The sequence below is a fragment of the Pseudarthrobacter sp. HLT1-7 genome (genome assembly GCF_059383435.1).
This window is the reverse complement of sequence record NZ_JBWZCH010000016.1, coordinates 1-21,148: the sequence shown is the minus strand read 5'-3', so window position 1 is coordinate 21,148 and position 21,148 is coordinate 1. Positions and strand designations below refer to the sequence as shown.

At 64.9% G+C, this 21,148-nt stretch carries 19 protein-coding genes and 1 pseudogene; 10 read left to right on the top strand and 10 right to left on the bottom strand.

Going from position 1 to position 21,148, the window contains the following annotated elements; all coding sequences use genetic code 11:
* Positions 1–182 precede the first annotated feature (182 nt).
* Complete coding sequence (locus AC50X6_RS14530; protein WP_494966906.1) at positions 183–848, bottom strand: MSMEG_4193 family putative phosphomutase; 666 nt, start codon at positions 846–848, stop codon at positions 183–185.
* A gap of 547 nt (positions 849–1,395) precedes the next feature.
* Here AC50X6_RS14530 and AC50X6_RS14525 point away from each other — a divergent pair.
* Both AC50X6_RS14525 and AC50X6_RS14520 read left to right on the top strand, forming a co-directional pair.
* Positions 1,396–2,253, top strand: a complete 858-nt coding sequence (locus tag AC50X6_RS14525; RefSeq protein ID WP_494966905.1) for a phosphatidylinositol-specific phospholipase C/glycerophosphodiester phosphodiesterase family protein — start codon at positions 1,396–1,398, stop codon at positions 2,251–2,253.
* A gap of 46 nt (positions 2,254–2,299) precedes the next feature.
* Positions 2,300–3,364 (top strand): hypothetical protein, encoded by a 1,065-nt coding sequence (locus AC50X6_RS14520; protein WP_494966904.1) that lies wholly within the window; start codon positions 2,300–2,302, stop codon positions 3,362–3,364.
* Positions 3,365–3,675: 311 nt separating this feature from the next.
* Here AC50X6_RS14520 and AC50X6_RS14515 read toward each other — a convergent pair whose 3' ends face one another.
* Both AC50X6_RS14515 and AC50X6_RS14510 read right to left on the bottom strand, forming a co-directional pair.
* Positions 3,676–4,875 (bottom strand): NAD(P)/FAD-dependent oxidoreductase, encoded by a 1,200-nt coding sequence (locus AC50X6_RS14515; protein ID WP_494966903.1) that lies wholly within the window; start codon positions 4,873–4,875, stop codon positions 3,676–3,678.
* A gap of 4 nt (positions 4,876–4,879) precedes the next feature.
* Complete coding sequence (locus AC50X6_RS14510) at positions 4,880–5,086, bottom strand: hypervirulence associated TUDOR domain-containing protein (protein WP_494966902.1); 207 nt, start codon at positions 5,084–5,086, stop codon at positions 4,880–4,882.
* Positions 5,087–5,335: 249 nt separating this feature from the next.
* Here AC50X6_RS14510 and AC50X6_RS14505 point away from each other — a divergent pair, with 249 nt between their 5' ends.
* The 3 genes from AC50X6_RS14505 (at position 5,336) to AC50X6_RS14495 (ending at position 8,697) form a co-directional block, all read left to right on the top strand.
* Positions 5,336–5,950 (top strand): helix-turn-helix domain-containing protein, encoded by a 615-nt coding sequence (locus tag AC50X6_RS14505; protein WP_494966901.1) that lies wholly within the window; start codon positions 5,336–5,338, stop codon positions 5,948–5,950.
* Between the two features lie 171 nt (positions 5,951–6,121).
* The gene (gene argE / locus AC50X6_RS14500; protein WP_494966900.1) at positions 6,122–7,372 is read left to right on the top strand and encodes an acetylornithine deacetylase; all 1,251 of its coding nucleotides are present in this window, start codon (positions 6,122–6,124) and stop codon (positions 7,370–7,372) included.
* A gap of 2 nt (positions 7,373–7,374) precedes the next feature.
* Entirely contained in the window at positions 7,375–8,697 is a 1,323-nt protein-coding gene (locus tag AC50X6_RS14495) for an MFS transporter (RefSeq protein WP_494966899.1), read from the top strand.
* A gap of 95 nt (positions 8,698–8,792) precedes the next feature.
* Here the strand turns inward: AC50X6_RS14495 and AC50X6_RS14490 are convergent, their stop codons facing one another.
* Genes AC50X6_RS14490 through AC50X6_RS14480 form a run of 3 tightly spaced genes read right to left on the bottom strand, consistent with a single transcriptional unit; the run spans position 8,793 to position 11,609 of the window.
* Positions 8,793–9,686: an alpha/beta fold hydrolase gene (locus tag AC50X6_RS14490; protein WP_494966898.1), complete on the bottom strand. Its 894-nt coding sequence runs from the start codon at positions 9,684–9,686 to the stop codon at positions 8,793–8,795.
* Between the two features lie 46 nt (positions 9,687–9,732).
* Positions 9,733–10,542 (bottom strand): class I SAM-dependent methyltransferase, encoded by an 810-nt coding sequence (locus AC50X6_RS14485; protein ID WP_494966897.1) that lies wholly within the window; start codon positions 10,540–10,542, stop codon positions 9,733–9,735.
* A gap of 5 nt (positions 10,543–10,547) precedes the next feature.
* On the bottom strand, positions 10,548–11,609 hold the full coding sequence (locus tag AC50X6_RS14480; RefSeq protein WP_494966896.1) for an NAD(P)/FAD-dependent oxidoreductase: 1,062 nt from the start codon (positions 11,607–11,609) through the stop codon (positions 10,548–10,550).
* Positions 11,610–11,730: 121 nt separating this feature from the next.
* Between AC50X6_RS14480 and AC50X6_RS14475 the strand changes: the two genes are divergently transcribed.
* A complete protein-coding gene (locus AC50X6_RS14475; RefSeq protein ID WP_494966895.1) occupies positions 11,731–12,315 on the top strand; it encodes a helix-turn-helix domain-containing protein in 585 nt (194 codons plus the stop codon).
* 61 nt (positions 12,316–12,376) lie between these two features.
* Here AC50X6_RS14475 and AC50X6_RS14470 read toward each other — a convergent pair whose 3' ends face one another.
* Genes AC50X6_RS14470 through AC50X6_RS14460 form a run of 3 tightly spaced genes read right to left on the bottom strand, consistent with a single transcriptional unit; the run spans position 12,377 to position 15,590 of the window.
* Positions 12,377–13,816 carry a cytochrome b/b6 domain-containing protein gene (locus tag AC50X6_RS14470; RefSeq protein ID WP_494966894.1) on the bottom strand — a complete coding sequence of 480 codons (1,440 nt, stop codon included), beginning with the start codon at positions 13,814–13,816 and terminating at the stop codon, positions 12,377–12,379.
* The gene (locus AC50X6_RS14465; protein WP_494966893.1) at positions 13,816–14,802 is read right to left on the bottom strand and encodes an electron transfer flavoprotein subunit alpha/FixB family protein; all 987 of its coding nucleotides are present in this window, start codon (positions 14,800–14,802) and stop codon (positions 13,816–13,818) included. Before AC50X6_RS14465 ends, AC50X6_RS14470 begins: the two co-directional genes overlap by 1 nt.
* 11 nt (positions 14,803–14,813) lie before the next feature.
* Complete coding sequence (locus tag AC50X6_RS14460) at positions 14,814–15,590, bottom strand: electron transfer flavoprotein subunit beta/FixA family protein (RefSeq protein WP_494966892.1); 777 nt, start codon at positions 15,588–15,590, stop codon at positions 14,814–14,816.
* A 539-nt stretch (positions 15,591–16,129) separates the two neighbouring features.
* Here AC50X6_RS14460 and AC50X6_RS14455 point away from each other — a divergent pair.
* From AC50X6_RS14455 to AC50X6_RS14440, 4 genes and pseudogenes are all read left to right on the top strand, one after another.
* Positions 16,130–17,062: an aminoglycoside phosphotransferase family protein gene (locus AC50X6_RS14455; RefSeq protein WP_494966891.1), complete on the top strand. Its 933-nt coding sequence runs from the start codon at positions 16,130–16,132 to the stop codon at positions 17,060–17,062.
* Between the two features lie 167 nt (positions 17,063–17,229).
* On the top strand, positions 17,230–17,460 hold the full coding sequence (locus AC50X6_RS14450; protein ID WP_494966890.1) for a hypothetical protein: 231 nt from the start codon (positions 17,230–17,232) through the stop codon (positions 17,458–17,460).
* 456 nt (positions 17,461–17,916) lie between these two features.
* Positions 17,917–18,850, top strand: a pseudogene (locus tag AC50X6_RS14445) (NADP-dependent oxidoreductase).
* 93 nt (positions 18,851–18,943) lie between these two features.
* Complete coding sequence (locus AC50X6_RS14440; RefSeq protein WP_494966889.1) at positions 18,944–19,315, top strand: VOC family protein; 372 nt, start codon at positions 18,944–18,946, stop codon at positions 19,313–19,315.
* A 165-nt stretch (positions 19,316–19,480) separates the two neighbouring features.
* On the opposite strand, the gene AC50X6_RS14435 is transcribed toward AC50X6_RS14440, so the two are convergent.
* Positions 19,481–20,668, bottom strand: a complete 1,188-nt coding sequence (locus tag AC50X6_RS14435) for a TerC family protein (RefSeq protein ID WP_326968170.1) — start codon at positions 20,666–20,668, stop codon at positions 19,481–19,483.
* Positions 20,669–21,148: the final 480 nt, after the last annotated feature.

Below are 21,148 nucleotides of genomic sequence, written 5' to 3'. Positions count from 1 at the left end.
GCTCGAAATCGGATAGCGGCCGTTCCTCGGCCTCTGGTTTGTAGACCGCGTACCCCTCTTCCTCGCGGCAGGTGACCTGGACGAGGAATGTCTGGTTGCTGCTTCGCGGGATGAGACCCAGCAGTTCGATGCTGCCCTCGGTGAGCAGGGTCAGCGAGCGGCCGGACACCCTGGACCCCACTTCATGGCGCCCTAAGCCCGCTGAGCGACTCCGCCGTCGAATTCACCATCAGCACGGCGGGATCCTGACCTGGCACAAATGAAATGGCAGACACCGATCCCGGGCTGATGACGATGCGCTGGAAGAGGTCCAGAGGCGTGCCCAGGGCGTGGGCGACGGCGGCCTTGATGGGATCGGCGTGGGAGAAGCACACCACGACGCCCCCGGCGTGGGCTGCGTACAGCGCCTCCATCGCTCCGACGATCCGCGCCTGCATCTCTGGAAAGCTCTCGCCGTCCGGGAAGCGGAACTGGGACGGATTGTGCTGGACGGTCTGCCACTCCGGCAGGGCCGCCAGGTCCGCGATCGCGGCGCCGGTCCACTCGCCGAAATCGCACTCCAGCAGCCCGTCGTCGCGTTTCACCGCCAATCCGGTGCGGGCCGCCGTCGGCTCCGCCGTCTCGGAGGCGCGCTCCAGCGGCGAGGAATAGAGGGCGCTGACCGGTAGACCGGAGAGCCGTTCAGAAACGCGCTCGGCCTGGGCTCGGCCCCGGACGGACAGGTGCAGTCCCGGCGCCCTGCCCGGCAGTACCGTGCCCGTCGTCGGCGTCTCGCCGTGGCGCACCAGAAGCAGGAGGGTTCCCTGCGGTGGGGGTTGCGCTGAAGGGCCGGGCGGTGCTGCAGTCATCAAGTTCTAAGCGTAGCGGGAGGGGTCCCCGCCCGAGCTTGCGAGGGAAGGGGAAACCGCGGAGCGCTAGGGGGTGCCATGGTCCCGGGCACGCGGCTGATTTATAAAAACGTGCACCTCGTCTTCCACCGGCTGGTGGGGAAGGCAGGGATCCTGCCGCGCTCGAGCCGGTGTCGGCCGCGCATGCATGATCTTCGTCATACCTTTGCTGTTTCTACGATGCTCGATGCTTACCGCCAGGACCGCGACGGGGCCGAGGTGCCGCCGATTCTGTCGACCTATTTGGGCCATGGGTCGCCGGGGAGCACGTACTGGTATTTACAGGCCGATCCGCAACTGCTGGCCGCGGCCGCGGAGCGCCGCTCTCCCGTGGGCCACGCAGCGGGGGCGTCATCGCACCACGCTAATGATCCTTCCCAGTTCACCCACCAGCAACCAGCACGCCCTCCAGCGTTCTCCCGCGACCAGCAGTCTTTTCACGTCCCCTTTTGCCCGGCAGGTTCCATGTGCCCCGGGCGGAGAATCCCCTGTATCTAAGGAGTACTCCGTGTTTGTGAAAAGCACCCTTGCCGCCGTCGCCGTCCTTGCCTCCCTGGCCGGGACAGTAGCAGCCCCTGCCCCGGCAGAGGCAACCAGGCCGGCTCCCGTCGTCGTCGGCCAGCCGCTCGCCCAGGCGCATGCGCACAACGACTATGAGCATGACCGCCCCCTGTTCGATGCGCTGGAGCGTGGCTTCACCAGCGTGGAAGCGGACGTGTGGCTGGTGGACGGCGAGCTGCTCGTGGCCCACGACCGGGAGGGTGTCCAGCCCGGCGTTACGCTCGAGAGCCTCTACCTCGATCCGCTCCAGGAACTGGTCCGCGGCCAGGGCCACAGCGTCTACCCGAAGTGGGATGGCAGCCTGCAGCTTCTGATCGACATCAAGAGCGACGGCGAATCCACCTACGCCGCAATCGAGCAGGAACTGGCCGAGTACCGCGACATCATGAGCCGCTATAGCCACGGCACCACCAAGACCGGCCCGGTCACCGCGGTCATCAGCGGAAACCGACCCCTTGCCACCATGCAGGCGCAGGAGAAGCGCTTCAGCTTCTACGATGGCCGCTCCGCTGACCTCACCTCCGGAAAGCCTGCCGGCCTGATGCCGCTGGTCAGCGACAACTGGACCAAGCTCTTCACCTGGCAGGGTGTGGGCCCCATGCCGGAGGCCGAGCGCGCCAAGCTGCGCGCTTACGTGGCCGAGGCGCACGCCAATGGCTACCGCGTCCGCTTCTGGGCCACCCCGGACACGCCCGGCACCGCACGCGAAGCCATCTGGAACGAACTCTTCGACGCCGGCGTGGACCACATCAACACCGACGACCTCGCCGCACTGCAGCAGTTCCTGACCGCCCGCGCGGCCTAAGCCGCGCACCTCAAACCCCAACCCCGCAAAGAAGAGGAACACCGCCATGCCTTCAAAGCCCTTCAAAACGACGACGGCGGCAGCCGTCCTGGCGCTCGGCCTCCTTGCGTCCCAGCCCGCCTCCGCCACCGCCTCCGCCACCGGCGCCGCCGCCGACAACACCGCCGACAGCCAGGCGTTCACGTTCGGCGTGATCGGCGACATCCCCTACGGCGAGGCCGAAATCGCGAAGTTCCCCGCCCGCATCCAGGACATCAACGCCGACAGCGCGCTGAAGTTTGTCACCCACGTGGGCGACATCAAGAACGGCTCCTCGGTCTGCTCGGACGAGTACTTCGAGAACATCCGCACGCAGTTCGACACCTTCGAGCACCCGCTGGTCTTCACCCCGGGCGACAACGAATGGGTGGACTGCCACCGCACCAACAACGGCGCCTACAACCCGCTGGAACGGCTCGACAAGCTGCGGGATGTCTTCTTCGACGAGTCCGGCAAGACCCTGGGCGCCACCATGCCTGTCAAGACCCAGGCGGACCTCGGGCTGCCGGAAAACGTCCGCTTCACCCAGAACCGGGTGGCGTTTTCCGTGCTGAATATCCAGGGCAGCAACAACTCGCTGCAGCCGTGGACCGGCCTGGGCGAAACCACAGCCACGCCCGAGCAGCTGGCCGAAGTTGAGCACCGGACGGACGCCGTCCTTGCCCAGATCCGCGACACCTTCGCTGACGCCGAACGCCGCAACGACCGTGCCATTGTCCTGATGACCCAGGCCGACATGTTCGACCCGTCCCTGCTCGCCGCCGCGACCGCCAAGCCGGACACCATGTCCGGCTTCCGCGAAATCGTGCTGGCCATTATCGACGAAACCAACAGCTTCGACGCCCCGGTTTACCTCATCAACGGCGACAGCCACGTCTTCGCCGAGAACCAGCCGCTCGCGGAGGGCTCACCCTGGCTGGACATCTACGGCCAGCCCGCCGCCGATGACCTGCAGCGCATCACCGTGGACGGATCCGCCAACGCCACCAACTACGTCAGGTTCACCGTCGCCGGCAACAGCGCCGATGGCGCGGACGTTCTGGCCTGGGAAAAGGTCCCCTTCAGCCAGTAGGCACCAGACGGAAGCGGACGACGGCGGGAGGTCCCGCCGTCGTCCGCTTGGCAGGTTCATTTCTGGGTGCTGACGCCCGGGTGTCAACGTGGAAGTGTCGCATCCGAGGCCCTCCAGTGCACATTCCGTTCAGCACGGATTGAACAAACTTCCTGAGGGCCCTCGATGGCTGGTCAAGCTGAAGAGCGTTCTTGGCCTGAAGTAACCGTTGGCAGGCTCACGTTGCTGCTGTACCGTTTCGACGTCAAGGTCCGGTCCTCGCTGGTTCTGGGCGGGTGGGCGCCGGCGGCATCGTCCGCGACCAGCACCAACTACGCGCGGCCCCTCAGGATCAGGTTCCAGTACACCTGGGGGAAGATATCGCGGTCCACCACCCACGATGCGCGGCTCTCTTTCCACGTTGGGACCTTCGGGACAGAGGGCATGGGCCGGTACTGGTCATCAAATTCGGCGAAGACAACCGTAGAACGCGAAACCGTGAAAGGGCACACTGAGTATCCGTCGTACTTCTCTGTGAGGGGATTTCCCTTCAGGGCCGCAACCAGGTTCCTGGCCAGGACCTTTGTTTGCTTTCGCAACGCACCGCCGGACTTGGAATTGGTGGTTGCCGCGGCATCCCCCAAAGACCAGACGTTCGGGAACCGGACGTGCCGGAGAGTCTGCGGGTCCACTTCCACAAATCCGCCGGAGTCACCCTGGGCGGGCAGGTCCGTTGTTTTGAGCCAGTCCGGCGCCGACTGCGGCGGGACGGCATTGAGCACGTCGTAGCGCAGTTCCTCGGTGGAGCCGGTGGCATTGTTCCGGATCGTAGCGGTCTGTTGCGTGGCCGCCACCGAAACCAGCTCGCTGTTTAGGCGCAGTTCGATGCCATACTCGGCAACCTTGCGGTTCAGCTCGTCATCCACTCCTGGCACACCGAATACGGTGGGGTAAGGCTGCACCATGACTACCCGGATGTCCTGGAGCACTCCCTGCTCGCGCCAGTAGTCGCAGGCCAGGTACATCGGTTTCTGCGCGGCGCCCCCGCACTTGATGGGCCCGGCGGGCATGGTGAAAACGGCGGTCCCGGTCTTGAGGCCGCTGAGAAGCGTCCAGGCTTTGGCTGCCAGATCGAATTCGTAGTGGGACGCGCCGGACGGGGAATGAACGGCGTCGGCCAGGCCCGGGATCTTGTCCCAGTCCAGCTGCAGCCCAGGGCAGACCACCAGGTGGCCATACCCCAGCCGGGTGCCCGAGGCCAAGGTCACCGTGTTGCTGGCAGGGTCGATATCCACGGCGCCGTCCCGGATCCAATTCACCCCACGGGGCATGACTGAACGCTGGGGACGGACGGCGTCGGAGGCCTTCGCCCTCCCGCCGGCGATGTGGGAGAACAGCGGCTGGTAGAAGTGGTGGTCCCCGGGTTCCACCACGGCCAGATCCTTCACGCCGTAGCGGACAAGGCGGGCCGCGAGGGAGACGCCGGCGTTGCCTCCGCCGATGATGATGACGTCATGGTGCTGCCCGGCCACGGCGTTACTCCTTCACGGTCAGGGCGGAGGCTTTGTGCGCGGCCCGAGCCCCGGTTTTGGCGGACTCCACCACATACTGCGGCTCCTCCTCGCTGGCCCGGTGCGTGCGTCCGTCCAGCTCAAAGTCAGAGACCTTCTTCTGCACGATCTTGCCGTGGGTGGAGCCTTGAGGCGTGTTCCATTCCACGGGTGTTCCCTTGCTCAGCGACATCGGCACTCCTCGGATACGGCGGTTCCAATAGCTCGTGGCTGACCGGCAACCGGAGCTTCAATAGTAAGCATGGTGAGCATTATTGGGTATTGTCCGATCAGCGACGGCTGCGAGCCGCACCAGGCCTCCGCGGGATTCCAACGCGAAGAGCGTAAGCGAACTCGGGTGGAGCGGCCTGGCCGGTAGTCCGCCGGCTCCCCTCAGATTCATTATCTTGACGATATCTTCACTATGGCGGACGATCGAGGAATGGAGAATCACGACGGCGGCCCCGGCGCAGGACTGGAATTCCCCGGCGTGGAGGATCAGGCGGAACGCGCCATGACAGTCGTGGGGGCGCTGGTCCTGCAGTTGCGGCGAGAGGCCGGGTACAGCATCGGGAGCCTGGCGGCGGCGGCCGGCCTTAGCCCGGGTCTGCTCAGCCAGATCGAGCGCGGCCAGGGCAATCCGTCACTGACCACGCTGATCAAGCTGTCCCAGGCCCTGAAGGTTCCGGTGGGGCGTTTTTTTGACACCAAGGATCAGGGCGGGGCGCTGGTTCGGCGCGCCGACAGGCGGCGCCTCGAGGTTGCCGAGGACAACCTCATCTATGAGCTCCTGACACCCCACATGAGCGGCCAGCTGGGCATGCTCCGGGCCCAGATTGCGGCGGGATGGGACAACGAGGATGCTCCCTTCAAGCATGCCGGCGAGGAGTGCGTGACCATGGTGCAGGGCCGGCTCCACGTCTGCGTCAACGGCGTAGGGTACGACCTGGAGGAAGGCGATTCGCTGACCTACGACTCCTCGCTGCCGCACTGGTACCGCAACTCAACGTCGGAAGATGCGGTGCTGATCGGCGCCATGACGCCGCCGTCGTTCTAGTCGCCGTCTTCCTCAGTGCGTTCAATATAATGAATAAATTGCGTTCAAAGTGTTGACTTGTGCGGTGGGTGGGCCAAATACTGATGGGAGCGCGTGGAGCCAGCCGGCTGCCGACGCCGCCGCAGCCGGCCATCCAGCCCCGGCCCGTCCACCACTCCAAGGAACCTGCCCATGACGCCCAGCACCGCCCCGGCAACCGCCGTTCCAGCCAGCTCAGCCCCCACCGCCGTTCCAGCCGGCGCAGCCCCCAGCGCCGCCGCGCTTGAGTGGGCCAAAAAACTGGTCGCCTTCGACACCACCAGCCGCAATTCCAACCTTGCGATGATCCGCAGCATGGCGGACGAGCTCACCGCCCACGGTCTCACGCCGCTGATCGTCCCCAGCCCGGACGGCCGCAAAGCCAACATCTTCGCCACGATTCCGGCCCACGACGGCGCCGTCACCGGCGGCATCATGCTCGCCGGGCACACCGACGTCGTCCCCGTGGACGGCCAGGCGTGGGACAGCGACCCGTTCGCACCCGAGGTCCGCGACGGGCGGCTCTACGGCCGCGGTACCACGGACATGAAGGCCTTCAGCGGTGCAATCCTGGGCCTCCTGCCGGAATTCCTCTCCCGTCCGCTGGCAGAACCGCTGCACTTAGCCTGGACCTACGACGAAGAGGTCGGGTGCCACGGCGCCGTCGTCCTGCTGGCCGAGCTCGCCGCCCGCGGGATCCGTCCCCGGTTGTGCTTTGTCGGCGAGCCCACCAGCATGCGCCCGGTCTCAGCGCACAAGAGCAGCCAGCTCTATCGCGTCAGTGTCAGCGGGATTGCCGCCCACTCCTCCATGACCTCCACCGGCGTCAACGCCATCGAGTACGCGGCCCGGTCCATTGCATTCATCCGCTCCCTCGCCGACGAACGCCGGCTCTCCGGCCCCTTCGACGAGAGTTTTGTGGTGCCTTACACCACCGCCAATGTCGGCGTCGTCAGCGGCGGGGCAGCAGTGAATACCGTTGCCGACAAGTGCGACTTCGAGTTTGAGTTCCGGACCATTCCAGGCGACGACCCGGATGGATTCACATCCCGCGTCGAGGACGATCTGGCCCAGCTGCGGGCCGAAATCCAGCAGGAGAATCCCTCCGCTGATATCCGCATGGTCCCGCTGGGTAAGGTGCCGGGACTCAGCCCCGAGGGCCCGCGCGCCGCATTGGAACTGGCTCAGGACCTCACCGGCAACATTGCCGAGGAGACAGTTGTCTACGCGACCGAGGCCGGACTCTTCCAGCGGGCCGGGATCGACACCGTGGTGTGCGGGCCCGGCAGCATGGACCAAGGCCACACCGCCAACGAATACATCGAACTGACCCAGATCGCCGCCTGCGAGCGTTTTTTGCAGGCTCTCACCGCCCACCTTGCTCCGACCGAACGGACTGCATAGCCATGAGCCATCAAACCGCCCCCAGTCTCGGTTCCAGCGGCCAGGCCACCGACAAGCGTTCGCCGGCCGCCCTGGCGCTGGAACAAAGCAACGCCCGGAAGGCCGTCGTCGCAGCCTCCATCGGCAACGGACTCGAATGGTTCGACCTGATCGTCTACGGCACCTTCGCTGTCACCATTTCCAAGCTGTTCTTCCCGACGACGAATGAAACGGCGTCGCTGCTGCTGGCCTTCGCGTCATTCGGAGTTTCTTTCATCATGCGTCCGCTCGGTGGCATCATCATCGGCCGCTACGCCGACAGGGCCGGCCGTAAGGCGGGCATGCTGGTGTCCATCCTCGTCATGTTTGTCGGAACTTTGATTATTGTTGTCGCTCCCACGGCGGCTGCCATCGGGGTCACGGCGAGCATTCTGGTACTGGTGGCCCGGCTGCTGCAGGGCTTCGCCACCGGCGGAGAATTCGGCACCGCGACGGCCTATTTGATCGAATACGCACCCAACCGAAAGGCGTTCTACGGCAGCTGGCAGGTGGCCACCCAGGGCGGCGGCATCCTGCTCGCCGGGATTTTCGGGTTCGTGTTGAACACCTACCTCAGCACCCAGGCGCTCGACTCCTGGGGCTGGCGGCTTCCGTTTATCTTCGCGCTGGCACTCGGTCCCGTGGGCTGGTACATCCGGTCCAAGATGCAGGAGACCCCGGAGTTCCTCGCCATGGAACGGTCCACGGCGCCCCTGCGGGAGACGTTCATCGGCAACCGGGGCCGGCTCTGGGCCATCGTCGGCGTCGTTTCCCTGGGATCCGTCGGCGTCTACATCGCTCTCTTTATGCCCACCTACGCGATCGTGAATCTTGGGATGCCGAAATCCGTGGCATTCCTCTCCACCCTGATCTTCGGTGTGGTCATGAGCATCGGTTCCCCGTTCATCGGCATGCTCGCGGACAAAGTGGGGCCGGCCCGGATCATGACCTGGGCTGCCATTGGGTCCATGATTGTCGGAGTTCCGGCGTTTATGCTGCTCATCGCGGCGCCCGCATTGCCCACCATGATCGTGGTTGAACTGGTGCTGTCGGTGCTGGCCACCGCCTACTTCGCGCCGCTGCCAGCCATCATGTCCGCGATGTTCCCGGCCCGTATCCGCTCAACAGGACTTTCGCTGGGCTACAACATTGGTGTCACCGTCTTTGGCGGTTTTGCTCCCTTCATCCTCACCTGGCTGATCGGCAGCACCGGTTCCCTGCTGGTGCCGGGCTTCTACCTCGTTGCGGTTGCAGTGATCGCCTTGGCCAGCCTGACCATTTCCCGGAAGGTGTACCGCCAGGCCTGATCCAAGCAGGGCTGGGCTCCCGCCCAAGTGGCGGGAACCTACGCTTCAAACTCCCGCTCTGAGGGCCAACGTCTGATTGGCTTACGCCGAAGCACCTAGCCGAACAGGCTCAGCACGGCTTGTGCGAACGCATCCGGGTTCTCCTGCAGAACGTTGTGTCCAACACCCGGAAGGACGCGTTGGCTGTAGGGGCCGGTGAAGTACTCCCTGTCCTCGTTCGCCGCGGGGCCGCCGACGCCGTCGTCCCCGCTTTCGAGCACCACCGTCGGAACGGTGATCCGCGGCTGCTCGGCGATTAGGTCCTCGAGCCGCTGGTACCGGCGGTCGCCGTCGGCCAGTCCGTAACGGTGGCGGTAGGAGTGGATGACGACGTCGGCGAAGTCGGGGTTGTGCAGGCTCGGGGCGCTGGCGGGAAACGCCTGGCGTGCCCCGTCCCACGTGGGCGACCAGGTGCGCCACAGCAGCCCGCACAGTTCGTCACGGTTTCGCTCCAGGCCGCGGCGGCCCCGCTCCGAGTGGAAGTAGTACTGATACCAGTAGCTTCGTTCCCATTCCGGGCTGACGGGCTCGCCGGAACGCGCGAGGTTGTGCATGTTATAGCCGCCCACGGAGACCAGGCCGGCGACGCGTCCGGGGTCCAGAGCCGCCACGATGCACGCCGCCCGGCCGCCCCAGTCGTAGCCCGCAACGACCGCTTTCCCGATGTTGAGGGCATCCATGAAGTCGATGAGATCCTGCCCGAGGGCGGCTTGTTGTCCTGAGCGGATGGTTGTGTCATCGAGGAAACGCGTCGGACCGAAGCCGCGAAGGTATGGCGCGAGCACAAAGGCGCCCTGGCCCGCGAGGATCGGAGCGACGTCGTCGAAGGCCCTGACGTCGTACGGGAACCCGTGCAGGAGGATGACCGGGGTTCCGCCCGGATCTCCCGCGGACTCGTATCCGATGTCCAGGACGGGGGTCTCGATGCGGCCGAAGGATGAAAAGCTCATGCTGCCATTCTGGCCCAGCTGCCGAGTATTGCCGCGAACATTAGGCTCAGGGCCGCGCCCGGTTCTGGCTGGGGGTGGCCACCCAGACGGTCCGGGTGGCGCGGGGTTCCAGCTCGATGTCGTCGGAGAACCGCTCCAGCAGGTCGGCCACGGCGCCGCGGTCGTCCGCGGTCAGGGCCGCCAGGTGCAAGAAGCGCGCGAACCACTCCTGGGCGTACTCCCGTGCGGCCGGGGTCACGGGTGCGATGGTCGTCACCTCGGACTGGGTGACGCTGAACCCGGCGGCCTCGATGACCGGCGTCCAGTTCGGGTGGTGGTTCCACCCCTCGGCCGCCGCGGCGGCGTGGCAGCGCTGCTCCAGCAGTGCTCCGCGCGGATGGCTGAGGAAGCGGGGCAGAGCGGCGAGTTCGACGACCACCAGGACCCCACCCGGCGCCAGCGCCCGGCGGACCCCCGGGAGGAGACGGGCGGGGTGGGCGACGTGGTGCAGCGAGGACGATGCCCACACCAGGTCAACCGGCGTTTCGGCCAGCGCAGGGAAGCCGTCGTCGAGGTCGGCCTCGACCACGGCGAAGCCCTGCTCCCGCAGCAGCTCGAGCATCTGCGGGTCATTGTCGACGCACGTCACCGAGGCGTCGGGGTACCGCCCGCGCAGCAGCCGACTCCCTGCGCCGGTGCCGGCGCCGAGGTCAACGACGCTGCGTGCGGCTGGCACCCCGGTCAGGTCCAGGACGGCTGTGAGGTGGTGGCCGAACACCTCGGCATCGAGGTCAAGGACGCGGTGCTGGTCATGACTGCCAGATCGCTGGTGGGTCTGGTGGCCGTTGTCCCGCGTCGGGTGTCGCTGATGATCCACGCCAATCACCTTTCTACTGTGGCCGCAGGGGCCATGTCGGCGGCTTTCTGCCCATCATCGAGGCCATGGCGTCGGTGACCCAGCACGATCTTGGAGACGGCCGCTTCCGAGGCCGCCGAAAAAGGGCCGAAGTGCCCCTCAACGGCCCACCGGGTTTCCTCTTCAATAAGGTCGGCGTTGATCCCTGCGCCAGTCATGACACCCTCGGCCGCCGCGGTGACCACCTGAGCCATCAAGTTGGAGACATTGCCCCCCGCATACACGCCGGGGACGGCCGTCGCACCCATAGCGCCGGCCTCGATAAAACGTCCGGCCCCGGACGGGTGCACCTGAGAAGTCAGCCCGAGTGATTCCAGCAGCCCGGATCTGGCCTCCATTTGTGTTCCGACAGCCAGGGCGTGCATGTCGAACGAGGAGCCCTGGCGGAGTGTGAGCCCCGTGAGGACGCCGTCGACAGCGTCGACGGAAGCCACGGCGCCGTCAACAACCGATATGGACCGGGCGGCGAGCTTGTCCCACTCCTCGTCAGTGGGTTCTACGGTGTCGTTGAGGAAAAGAGTGATTTCCGGGGACCACTGCCTGAACAACAGTGCCTGATGGACGGATAGCGGGCCGGTGCCCAGCACACCAATCCTTTGCCCGCGGATTTCCCAGCCATGACAGTAGGGGCAGTGCACAACACCCTTTCCCCATTGCTCCCGCAGCCCGTCGATGGGAGGCAGCTCGTCTGTCAATCCGGTGGTGACGAGGATCCGTCTGCCGGAGAACCGGCGGGCATCTCCGAGGCTCACCTCGAATCCATCGGGGGTTCGACGTGCCGAGACGGCGTCGCCGTCTATGACCGTTCCTCCGTAGGAGCGCACCTCGCTGCGTCCGACGGACAGGAGTTCCAAGGGGTTCATACCGTCCCTGGAAAGGTACCCGTGCACACCCGCCGCGGGTCCGTTGCGTGGAGTTCCGGAATCGATGACCAGCACCGAGCGCAGTGCCCGGCCCAGGGTGATGGCCGCGCTGAGTCCCGCCGCGCCGCCGCCAACAATTACAACGTCATACCGTGTGGTGTCCATACTGATCTGTCCTTCGTCGCGTCCTGAGAGTTCGCCGCCGGCGTCCCTGGGCGGTGATACCAGCTTCCATCGCACGAACGAGAATTGACAAACATGTTTGCCATTATGGCAAAGTAGGGGTATGGCAACTGAACTTGACGATGTTCTCGGGGCGGTCGGCCCACGGCTTCGGGCACTCCGTACGGAACGGAACCTCACCCTCGGAGATGTGTCTGCCGCATCCGGAGTGTCGGTGAGCACCCTGTCCCGCCTGGAGTCCGGCCAACGCAGACCCAACCTGGAAATCCTGCTGCCCCTCGCGAGGTTATACGGTGTTCCCCTCGATGATCTGGTCGGCGCCCCGCCCACCGGGGATCCGAGAATTCACCTCCAGCCCATCACCCATGGCGGCATGACGGCTGTTCCTCTTACGCGCCGCGCGGGCGGACTGCAGGCCTTCAAAATGGTGCTCGCCGGTGATGCGCGCGGGGCAGAGCCCGACCCGCGCGTTCACGAAGGCTACGAATGGCTGTACATCCTCAACGGACGACTGCGTCTGGTGCTGGGCGACAAGGACTTTGAACTTCGCCCTGGCGAAGCCGCGGAATTCGACACCCACACCCCGCACTGGTTCGCCAGCGCTGACGGCAGACCCGTCGAGTTCATCAGCCTGTTTGGACAGCAGGGCGAGCGGATGCACGTCCGCGCACGGCCCAAACCTGCATAGCAGAAGAGGTCCGATGGGTTCTGTCCCTGCCCGTTCAGACTGATTCCGGGGCGCTGGGCCGCTAGCGGCTGCTCACCTGACCGGACAGCTTCGCGAGGGGTGCGAGCAGGATCGGGCGTGCTGCGTACCACCCTGCGACAGTGATGGCGATGGCTGCCGCGAAGAGCCAGAACCCGGTCCAGTTCACCACGTCGGTGCCGCCGAACATGTGGTTCAGGTTGCGCAACGCGCCGGTCGAGAGCACCAGGAACACATGGATGAGGATGAACAGCACGAAGAACAGCATCGTCGGGAAGTGAACCGCGCGGGCAGCCTCCACCGGGTAGATCCTGTCCAGCGTCTTAGCGTTGTTCGGCCAGAACTCGCTCATGCGCACACCCGTGACCGCCGCGAGCGGGGCCGCGATGAACACCACGAGGAAGTACATGAGCTGCTGCAGGCTGTTGTAGTTCACCCAGCCGTTCTCCACGGGCCAGTCGAGTGTCATGTACTGCAGCAGTGCGGAGAGCGCATTCGGGAACACCTCCCAACTGGTCGGTACAATCCGCATCCAGTGGCCGGAGGCGAACAGTAGCACCACAAAGACGAGCCCGTTGACCAGCCATAGAATGTCGAGCGACTGGTGCAGCCACAGGGTGATGCTGATCTTCTTGCCACCGCGCTTCGGCGTCCAGAACGCCGGCGGCTTCTGCTGGGTGCGCACCTGATAGCCGGAGCGGATGATGAGCACTATCAGAAAGATGTTCAGGAAGTGCGACCACTGCGCCCACCACGGGAAGCCCGGCTCGGCGGTCTCGGGCAAATGATACTCGCCGGGGTACCTCTCGAGGAAGGCCGGCACGCCCGGCAGCGTGGTCACGCCGCGCGCGGCGAGCACAAGAATCGCTGCGGCCGCCACGGCGCCGAGCGCGAGGAGCGCAACGCGCTTGATCCACTGACCCAGCGTACGCGACCCGTAGAGCCTTGCCTCGGCCTCCGGCTTCACGGGCTGTTCGACGGCGACTGCCGGTGCCGCCGCTGCTGGTGCAGCGGTGGCCGCGGGCGTACTTTCGGTTGCCGTCGGCTCGGCCTCGGCAACGTTCTCCGCCACGCTGGGGGTCGGGACCTGGGTCGGGGTCGGGGTCGGGGCCGGGGCGATGTGTCCGGGAGTTGGCTGGACCGCAGGAGCAGGAGCAGAGTCGGCAGTGACCGCTGGAGCAAGCCCGGCCGTCGGCCAGGGCTCGCCGCCCGGCACGCGTGGGAGCCCGCGGCGAAGCTGCCGCGCCATAGCGGCGTCGGACTTCACGGCAGGGACCGGAGCGGACACCGCCGTCGCACCTGTTGCCGTGTCCTGAGAGGCAGCGGGGGGAGCAACAATCGGAACAAAAGCGGGCGCCACGGGCCCGGCCGCGACCGCTCCCGTCGTGACAATGCGTGCGGGTGCCTGGCCGGCTGCCGGCCAGGGCTCGCCACCCGGCACGCGCGGCAGGCCCTGCCGAATGGACCGAGAAAGAGGTGCCATCACTGCTTCTTCCGGGCTTCAAGGGCGCTGATCAGCTGGGGTACCACCTTGAAGACGTCGCCCACCACACCAAAATCGGCCACCTCGAAGATCGGCGCGTCCCCATCCTTGTTGATGGCGACGATCATCTTCGCGGTCTGCATGCCGGCCCGGTGCTGGATCGCGCCGGAAATGCCCAGCGCGACATACAGCTGGGGCGACACGGACACCCCGGTCTGGCCCACCTGGTGCGATGTCGGGATGTAGCCTGCATCCACCGCGGCACGCGACGCGCCAACGGCAGCACCGAGGGTATCGGCGAGCTGTCCCACGAGTGCGAACTGTTCCTCCGACCCGAGTCCGCGGCCACCCGCGACAACCTTCGCGGCACCACGCAGTTCCGGCCGCGAAGTGGCGACAAATGCCTCGTCGAACGAGTCGATCCGCGCGGCCGGCTTCTCGGAGCGCGGCACTACCAAGGTCTCCGACGCCTGCGGCTGAGCCGTGGCCCGCGCCTCGATGGAGCCTTGGCGAATCGTAATGACCGGCACCCCGAACGTGGCCGTTGACGTCACATTGTAGGCGCCGCCGTAGACGGAGTGGTGCGCCACGACGCCCTCGTCATCACGTGAGACACCGATCGCATCGGCAGAAATCGCGGCACGTGACCGGGCAGCGTAACGGCCAGCGACGTCGCGCCCGTTCAGGGAATGCGAAATCAGGATCGCATCCGGTTGCACCTGCTCCACAGCGGCGGTTAGCGCGTCAACGCCCGGCACGCCGAGCGCGGACGGGTCCGGAGTCTCCGCGATCAGCACGCGCGCGGCACCAAGGTCTGCGGCCTCCGCGGCGGCGGCGCTCCCGGCGCCGGGCGAGGCAAGGACCAGTGCAATGGGTGTGCCAGCTGCAGCGGCAGCGCCGAAGAGTCCGGCTGCAGCCTTCTCGAGTTCACCGGAAGCCCGGGTTTCGACGACGACGAGGATTGCGTCACGAGGGAATTCAGTCATGTCGTGACTCCTTAAGCCAGTCGGTTTTCGACAAGGAAGTCAGCGAGTTTCTCGCCGGCGTCGCCGTCGTCAATGATCTTTACGCCCGCCGCACGCGGGGGTTTCTCTGCAACGGTCAGCATGATGGATCGCGCCGCGTCCGGGTTGTCGGCCGTGACTCCGAGGTCTGCGAGGGTAAGCGTCTCCAGGGGCTTCTTCTTCGCGGCCATGATTCCCTTGAAGTTGGGGAAGCGCGGCCCGGGCAGCGCCTCGGTTATCGAAATTACCGCGGGCAGGTTCGCCGACACTTTCTGCACGCCGGATTCAACGGGCCTGGTGCCGGATACGACGCCGTCGCTGATCTCCACGGAGCTGAGGCCGGTAGCGAGGGGCACGTCAAGCAATTCAGCGAGCATCGCGGGAATCATGCCGCCGGATCCATCGGTGGAGATGTTGCCGGTGATCACCAGGTCAAACTCAACGCGACGGATCGCAGCTGCGAGGGTTTCAGCGGTCAGTCCAAGATCCGCACCCCGGAGCGCCTCGTCAGAGACGAGGGTGGCGCTTCCCGCGCCCATCGCAAGCCCCTTGCGTATCGTCGTCGTCGCACCCGCGGGAGCGAGGGAGAGGACTGCGACCTCGGTGCCCGCGTTCGCGTCCGCGTAAGTCAGTGCCAGCTCCAGGGCCCGCTCACCGATCTCATCAAGGACTGCCTCGCTGGCTTCCCGATCGGCGAGGCCTGTTTCCAGGTTCAGTTTTCGGTCCCCGTAGGTGTCGGGGACCTCCTTGACTAGGACGACAATCTTCATCGATGGCTCTTCCTGTGGCGGGTTTGTCTCTCGGAGACATGTTGGAACTCCCTTGAGTCTACGAAAGTGCGGCCCTCCTGGCGGACAGTGCCTGCGTGGCGGGTTGCACGCCGCCGTCCGTTCCTGATTTTCCTCCGCTATCAGCGAATCTGATCTGCGATGAACCCCGCCGGGACCTGGGCCGTTTTCCAGGCCTTGTCGTCCCACTTGGCCTTCGGAGATATCTGAAAGGAGCGCCGCCCGAAGCTGCTGCCAGTACTGGGTGTGCCGGAAGTGTGTATCGAGGACCTTCCACTTGAACTGTTCGGCCATCTGCCGGAACAAGCCCGGGCAGAATTGTTTGCCCCACTCCGCGGAGACCGGTAACGATCACGGTGCTGTCGGCGCGGAACATATCAAGCTTTGTTGCTTCCTAATAGGGCTTGGAAAGCAATATGTCCTGTGGCGGCTTGTCTCTGCAGAGCAACATGGACATTTGTCGGTTTCACATCAGATGATTTCTACTGGGACGGTCACTCAGATCAACTAAAGTCGTCTACATGGAAATGCACGACGACGAGTTGCACATTGACGAGGGAATTGCTCGCCAACTGATAGTCGACCAATTTCCGGAATGGCGCCACGAGCCCATCCGCCGCATCACGACGGACGGCACGGTGAACGCCATTTTCCGAATCGGAAACGATCTCACGGCACGGTTCCCTCTCCGCTTAGCTGACCCGAGCGATATGAGCTGTGTGCTCGACCGGGAAGCCGACGCAATGCGCGAACTGACCGTGTGCTGTCCGTTCCCCACCCCGGTGCCCGTCGCCATGGGTAACCCGGGTCGCGGCTATCTGCTGCCATGGTCTGTGCAGACGTGGGTACCCGGGATGGTTGCAACACCCATCGGCTTGGCGCAGGCCGAAACGTTCGCTCGTGACCTCGCCACCCTCGTCCAGTCGCTTCGCGCCGCCGACACAAGAGGGCGCCAGTTCGCGGGCGCTGGTCGTGGTGGAGATCTCAAGGGCTCCGATAAGTGGATGGAAGTCTGCTTCCTTCAGAGCGATGGCCTCTTGCCGGTCGATCGGCTTCGTAGTCTTTGGGCGGGATTTCGAAGCCTGCCAGCAACTGGACCCGCCGTGATGACCCACGGTGATCTGATCCCCGCGAATCTTTCAGTCGACGGTGAACGGATAGTTGGTGTCCTGGATGGAGGGGGTTTCGCTGCCGCGGACCCGTCACTTGATCTGGTCGCCGCTTGGCACATGCTCGATAACGATAGACGGGCACTTCTCCGCCGGGAGTTGGCGTGCGATGACCTCGAGTGGCAACGTGGAGCCGCATGGGCTTTCCAGCAGGCGATGGGCCTGGTCTGGTACTACCGGAAGACCAATCCAGGCATGAGCATGCTCGGGGACATCACGCTGGCACGCATCCTCGACGCTCCAGAGATTTCGGTGCCCGCGCTCGCCAGCTCAGCTTCCCGTTGATCGGTCCCCGGCGTCGGTTGCACCGATTGGACGTTGACGTACGCATCCTTGGCCCGCAGTTCTTGAACGCGGGCCTTGAAGGCCACCCTTTTCTGCCGCCCGTTCAAGACCGTCGCCGAGTCGCGTAGCGATTGCGCGTCTCCGATTGCCGGCGTAGCGTCGGCCAGATGAACGGTGAAGAAAAGCCCGCGTCGGAGTCGAATGGCCGATCGGAGAGAGACGGTAGTGCGGCATTCCTGCCGATCGGGATCGTCTTCTTTGCCGTTGCCATCGCCATGATGTCTTTGGGAACCACGGCCTGGATTGCGTTCTTCACTATAGGCATCACGTTCTTAGTCATCGGAATGCAGGCCCGCAAGCAAACGGAGCGTCCGTCCAGCGAGACTCCGCGGGGCTGACCTCGGGTCTGCATGCGGGCCGCGTTGCACCCCCTTTATGTTCCCGGCCTGCGGGCTAGAGTTGGCGCATGGATGTCTTAGTAGTATTTGCGGCTGTGCTGGGAGCCCCGGCTGGCCTGGCCTGCCTCTGGTACTGGGTGTCCAGGCGGAACCGGCGGGGAACCGCCGTCGGAATGCTGGGAATTGTGGATGAGATCTTTCGCCCCGAAACTCATCAGGCACAGCAGATTCTCAGGATCCAGAGCGAGCTGCCTGCGCCTGCGCCCGCCCCGGGCGATCCATCGAATCCGTATTCTGGAGTGATCCGCCTGTCCGAGGGCAAAACCTGAGGATGCCTCGTGTTGGTGGCATGGCGGGCCCTGAGCCTCAACTACGGCCGGACCGTCCGCCCGGTGAGATGCCCCACTCACTGACCGGTTGCGGAATAGTGCCCTGAAAGTAGCTGTCCCGCTAGGCATGAAAGCTATAACTTACAGCGAATACGGGAGTCCCGACGTCCTCGAGCTGACGGAGCAGCCACAGCCGAAGGTGGGGCCGGGGTTGGTCCTGGTCAAAGTCAAGGCGGCATCGGTGAATCCGGTCGACTGGAAGATCATGGCCGGCTACCTGGACCCGGCCATGGACCTGCAGTTCCCCGCGATTCCCGGATGGGATGTGGCCGGCGTCGTCGAGTCAGTTGGTATCGACGCGCCGCATTTCAAGCCCGGCGATGAGGTCATTTCCTATGGCCGCAAAGACTACGTCCACGGTGGCAGTTTCGCGGAATACATCGCCTTGCCGGAACGGCTCCTAGCCCGGAAGCCCGCATCCCTGGGGTGGAACGAGTCCGCCGGTCTGCCCCTGGCGGGCCTGACGGCCTATCAAGTGTTGACCCGTCTGGGCGTCAAAGCCGGCGAGACCGTGTTAATCCATGGCGGCGCCGGCGGCGTCGGATCCCTGGGCATCCAGATCGCCGCGGCGCTGGGCGCCAGTGTCATTGCGACCGCCTCGGAAGGGAACCACGACTTCATGCGCTCGCTCGGGGCCGAACCCGTCTGCTACGGCGAAGGACTCGCCGGCCGGGTGCGCGCGCTGCGCCCCGAAGGCGTTAACGTCGTCGCAGACTTCGTGGGCGGGACCCTCGAAGCCACCCTGGCTGTCCTAGCCGACGGGGGGGCGCCATGCCTCCATCGCGGACAGCGAGGTGGAGCAGCACGGCGGCACCTGGATGTGGGTAAATCCCGTCGGCGCCGAGCTTCAGGAGCTGGCCGATCTGGTCGATCAGCGCGATCTCAGGGTTGAGGTGGCCCAAACCTTTACTCTGGCGCAGGCGGCAGATGCCTTCCGGCTCAACATGGAAGGGCACACGCGCGGCAAGATCGTCATCACGGTGGACGACGCCGTTCTCTAACGACGCCGGTTCCCCCGCCCGCGTCGCCTGGCCGACCGAGATGGCCGCGGGTATCATCGGCACCAACCGTCCCTTTGGAGAGTGGAGCAACCCATGCAGCTCGGCGCTTTTTCCATCAGCCTCGCCGTCAAGGATATTGCGGCGTCTGCTGCCTTCTACGAGGAGCTTGGCTTCAGCCGTTTCGGGGGCGACATCACCCAAAACTGGTTGATCCTGAAAAACGGTGAGACCGTCATCGGCCTCTTCCAGGGGATGTTTGAGAAGAATACGCTCACGTTCAACCCGGGCTGGAATCAGAACGCGGAGGCCGTGGACGCGTTCACCGATGTGCGCGAGCTCCAGCGCGAACTGAAAGCCAAGGGCACGGAGTTCCTTTCCGAGGCGGACGAGGGAACTGCGGGGCCGGCGAGCTTTGTGGTCCTGGATCCGGACGGCAACCCGGTGCTCGTCGATCAGCACGTCTGATCTGCGACGGGCCGCGTACGGCTGAGAGGTCCGCAGCACAGTGAGGGATAGATGACGCAATGCGCGGCGTGGAGGGGCGGGCTTCGAGCCCGCCCCTCCGTTGCCTACTGATCCCGGGCTCCTGAATCCGTCTGCGGACGGGATTCATGGCGGGGGTAGCGCCGGCTAGCGCGCCAAGTGCTGCTCGTGCTGCCGGTGAGCCTCGGCCACTTCGGCGCGGATCTTTTCCACGTCCTTGGCCTTGTTGCGGTACTTCGGCTCCATTTGTTCGATCTGCCGTTCTTCTTCGAGCAGGTCATTGTAGATACGCTCGCGCTCAGCGGCGTCAGCGGTGTATTCGAGGTCAAGGTAGCTGACGGCGTGCCGGCGGGCATTGTTGATCGCGGCCTGTGCCTTGCCTGCCTTGCTCACTAGGGACGCCACCACGGTAAAGACCAGTACGCCGATGATGACGGAGAGGGACAGGCCCGTGGTGATCTCTACCACCGGGACCGGCTGGCCGTCGTTGATGAACGGCAGGTTGTTCTCGTGCAGGGCGTGGAGCACGAGCTTGACGCCGATGAAGGCCAGGATGGCGGCCAGACCGTAGGCGAGGTAGATGAGCCGGTCTAGCAGGCCATCGATCAGGAAGTACAACTGGCGCAGGCCCATCAGCGAGAACGCCGTGGCGGTGAAGACGATGTAGACATTCTGGGTCAGGCCGAAGATGGCCGGGATCGAGTCCAGGGCGAACAGGATGTCGGTTCCGCCGATGGCCACCATGACCAGCAGCATTGGGGTCAGGACCTTTTTGCCGTTCTCCATGGTGAACAGCTTGTCGCCGTCGTAGTGTTCGGTGGTGTGGAAGATTCTGCGGGCCAGGCGGATGATGAAGTTGTCGGCAGTGTCGTCGCCCTCAGGTTCGGGCTTGAGCAGGTTGCCGGCCGTGATCAGCAGGATCAAACCGAAGGCGTAGAAGATCCAGGCGAAGGAATTGATCAGTGCCGCGCCGAGGAAAATGAAGCCGGTCCGGGCAATCAGCGCGAACACAATGCCGAATAGCAGCACCTTTTGCTGGTCCTCGCGCGGAACACGGAAGCTGGCGATGATGATCAGGAAGACAAACAAGTTGTCCACCGAAAGTGCCTTTTCAGTGATGTACCCGGCGAAATACTCCGAGCCCATAACCGGGCCGCCAAAGATCAGAACGAGAATGCCGAAGACGATGGCGATGCCCACATAGAGGGAGGACCAGAAGGCCGCTTCCTTCAGCGTGGGGACGTGGGCCTTGCGGATATGGAAGAAGTAGTCAAAGGCCAGCAGGGCCAATATGACAACGACGGTGATGCCCCAGATCAGGGGAGAAACAGTCAAGGGAATTCCTGCTTTCGTAAGGTGGGTAGCAAAGAGCTTCATAAGTCTCTTCGCCCGCCGTCCGGCTGGCCGCTGCACCCGGCCAGGCATCGGTGCCTGACGTGTTGACGATTGCAGCGCTTCGGAATACTCCCCTACGCAGTATCACTCTAACCGGGATTGTGGCCTGAGACGAATCCTTGCAGCCCTCTCACACCGGTGCCTGACCGATCTCCGACTCAAATGCCCGGATGGCCACCGCCACGACGACGGCGGGACGTCCCGCCGTCGTCCGCTCACGTTGCTGCAAACTCTCTGGAAGCGTCGGCGAGCGGCAGGGCAATGCAGGCTCCGACGTAGACGCTTGCGAAACCTCATTGTGGTGGCTGCCCGACTGCGCCACCATGGTCGTATGAACGCTGAGACATCGAAGGCGGCGGAGCTGAACCTTCCCCAGGCCTTCCTCCTTCTGGCAACGAACGATCACGACGGCAAGCCTGT

Excerpts from the sequence above, each read along its gene's own strand:
- AC50X6_RS14530 (WP_494966906.1), bottom strand. The coding sequence starts at position 848 with ATGACTGCAGCACCGCCCGGCCCTTCAGCGCAACCCCCACCGCAGGGA.
- AC50X6_RS14520 (WP_494966904.1), top strand. The coding sequence starts at position 2,300 with ATGCCTTCAAAGCCCTTCAAAACGACGACGGCGGCAGCCGTCCTGGCG.
- AC50X6_RS14510 (WP_494966902.1), bottom strand. The coding sequence starts at position 5,086 with ATGTCGCTGAGCAAGGGAACACCCGTGGAATGGAACACGCCTCAAGGC.
- AC50X6_RS14505 (WP_494966901.1), top strand. The coding sequence starts at position 5,336 with ATGGAGAATCACGACGGCGGCCCCGGCGCAGGACTGGAATTCCCCGGC.
- argE (WP_494966900.1), top strand. The coding sequence starts at position 6,122 with ATGACGCCCAGCACCGCCCCGGCAACCGCCGTTCCAGCCAGCTCAGCC.
- AC50X6_RS14495 (WP_494966899.1), top strand. The coding sequence starts at position 7,375 with ATGAGCCATCAAACCGCCCCCAGTCTCGGTTCCAGCGGCCAGGCCACC.
- AC50X6_RS14490 (WP_494966898.1), bottom strand. The coding sequence starts at position 9,686 with ATGAGCTTTTCATCCTTCGGCCGCATCGAGACCCCCGTCCTGGACATC.
- AC50X6_RS14480 (WP_494966896.1), bottom strand. The coding sequence starts at position 11,609 with ATGGACACCACACGGTATGACGTTGTAATTGTTGGCGGCGGCGCGGCG.
- AC50X6_RS14475 (WP_494966895.1), top strand. The coding sequence starts at position 11,731 with ATGGCAACTGAACTTGACGATGTTCTCGGGGCGGTCGGCCCACGGCTT.
- AC50X6_RS14470 (WP_494966894.1), bottom strand. The coding sequence starts at position 13,816 with ATGGCACCTCTTTCTCGGTCCATTCGGCAGGGCCTGCCGCGCGTGCCG.
- AC50X6_RS14465 (WP_494966893.1), bottom strand. The coding sequence starts at position 14,802 with ATGACTGAATTCCCTCGTGACGCAATCCTCGTCGTCGTCGAAACCCGG.
- AC50X6_RS14460 (WP_494966892.1), bottom strand. The coding sequence starts at position 15,590 with ATGAAGATTGTCGTCCTAGTCAAGGAGGTCCCCGACACCTACGGGGAC.
- AC50X6_RS14455 (WP_494966891.1), top strand. The coding sequence starts at position 16,130 with ATGGAAATGCACGACGACGAGTTGCACATTGACGAGGGAATTGCTCGC.
- AC50X6_RS14450 (WP_494966890.1), top strand. The coding sequence starts at position 17,230 with ATGAACGGTGAAGAAAAGCCCGCGTCGGAGTCGAATGGCCGATCGGAG.
- AC50X6_RS14440 (WP_494966889.1), top strand. The coding sequence starts at position 18,944 with ATGCAGCTCGGCGCTTTTTCCATCAGCCTCGCCGTCAAGGATATTGCG.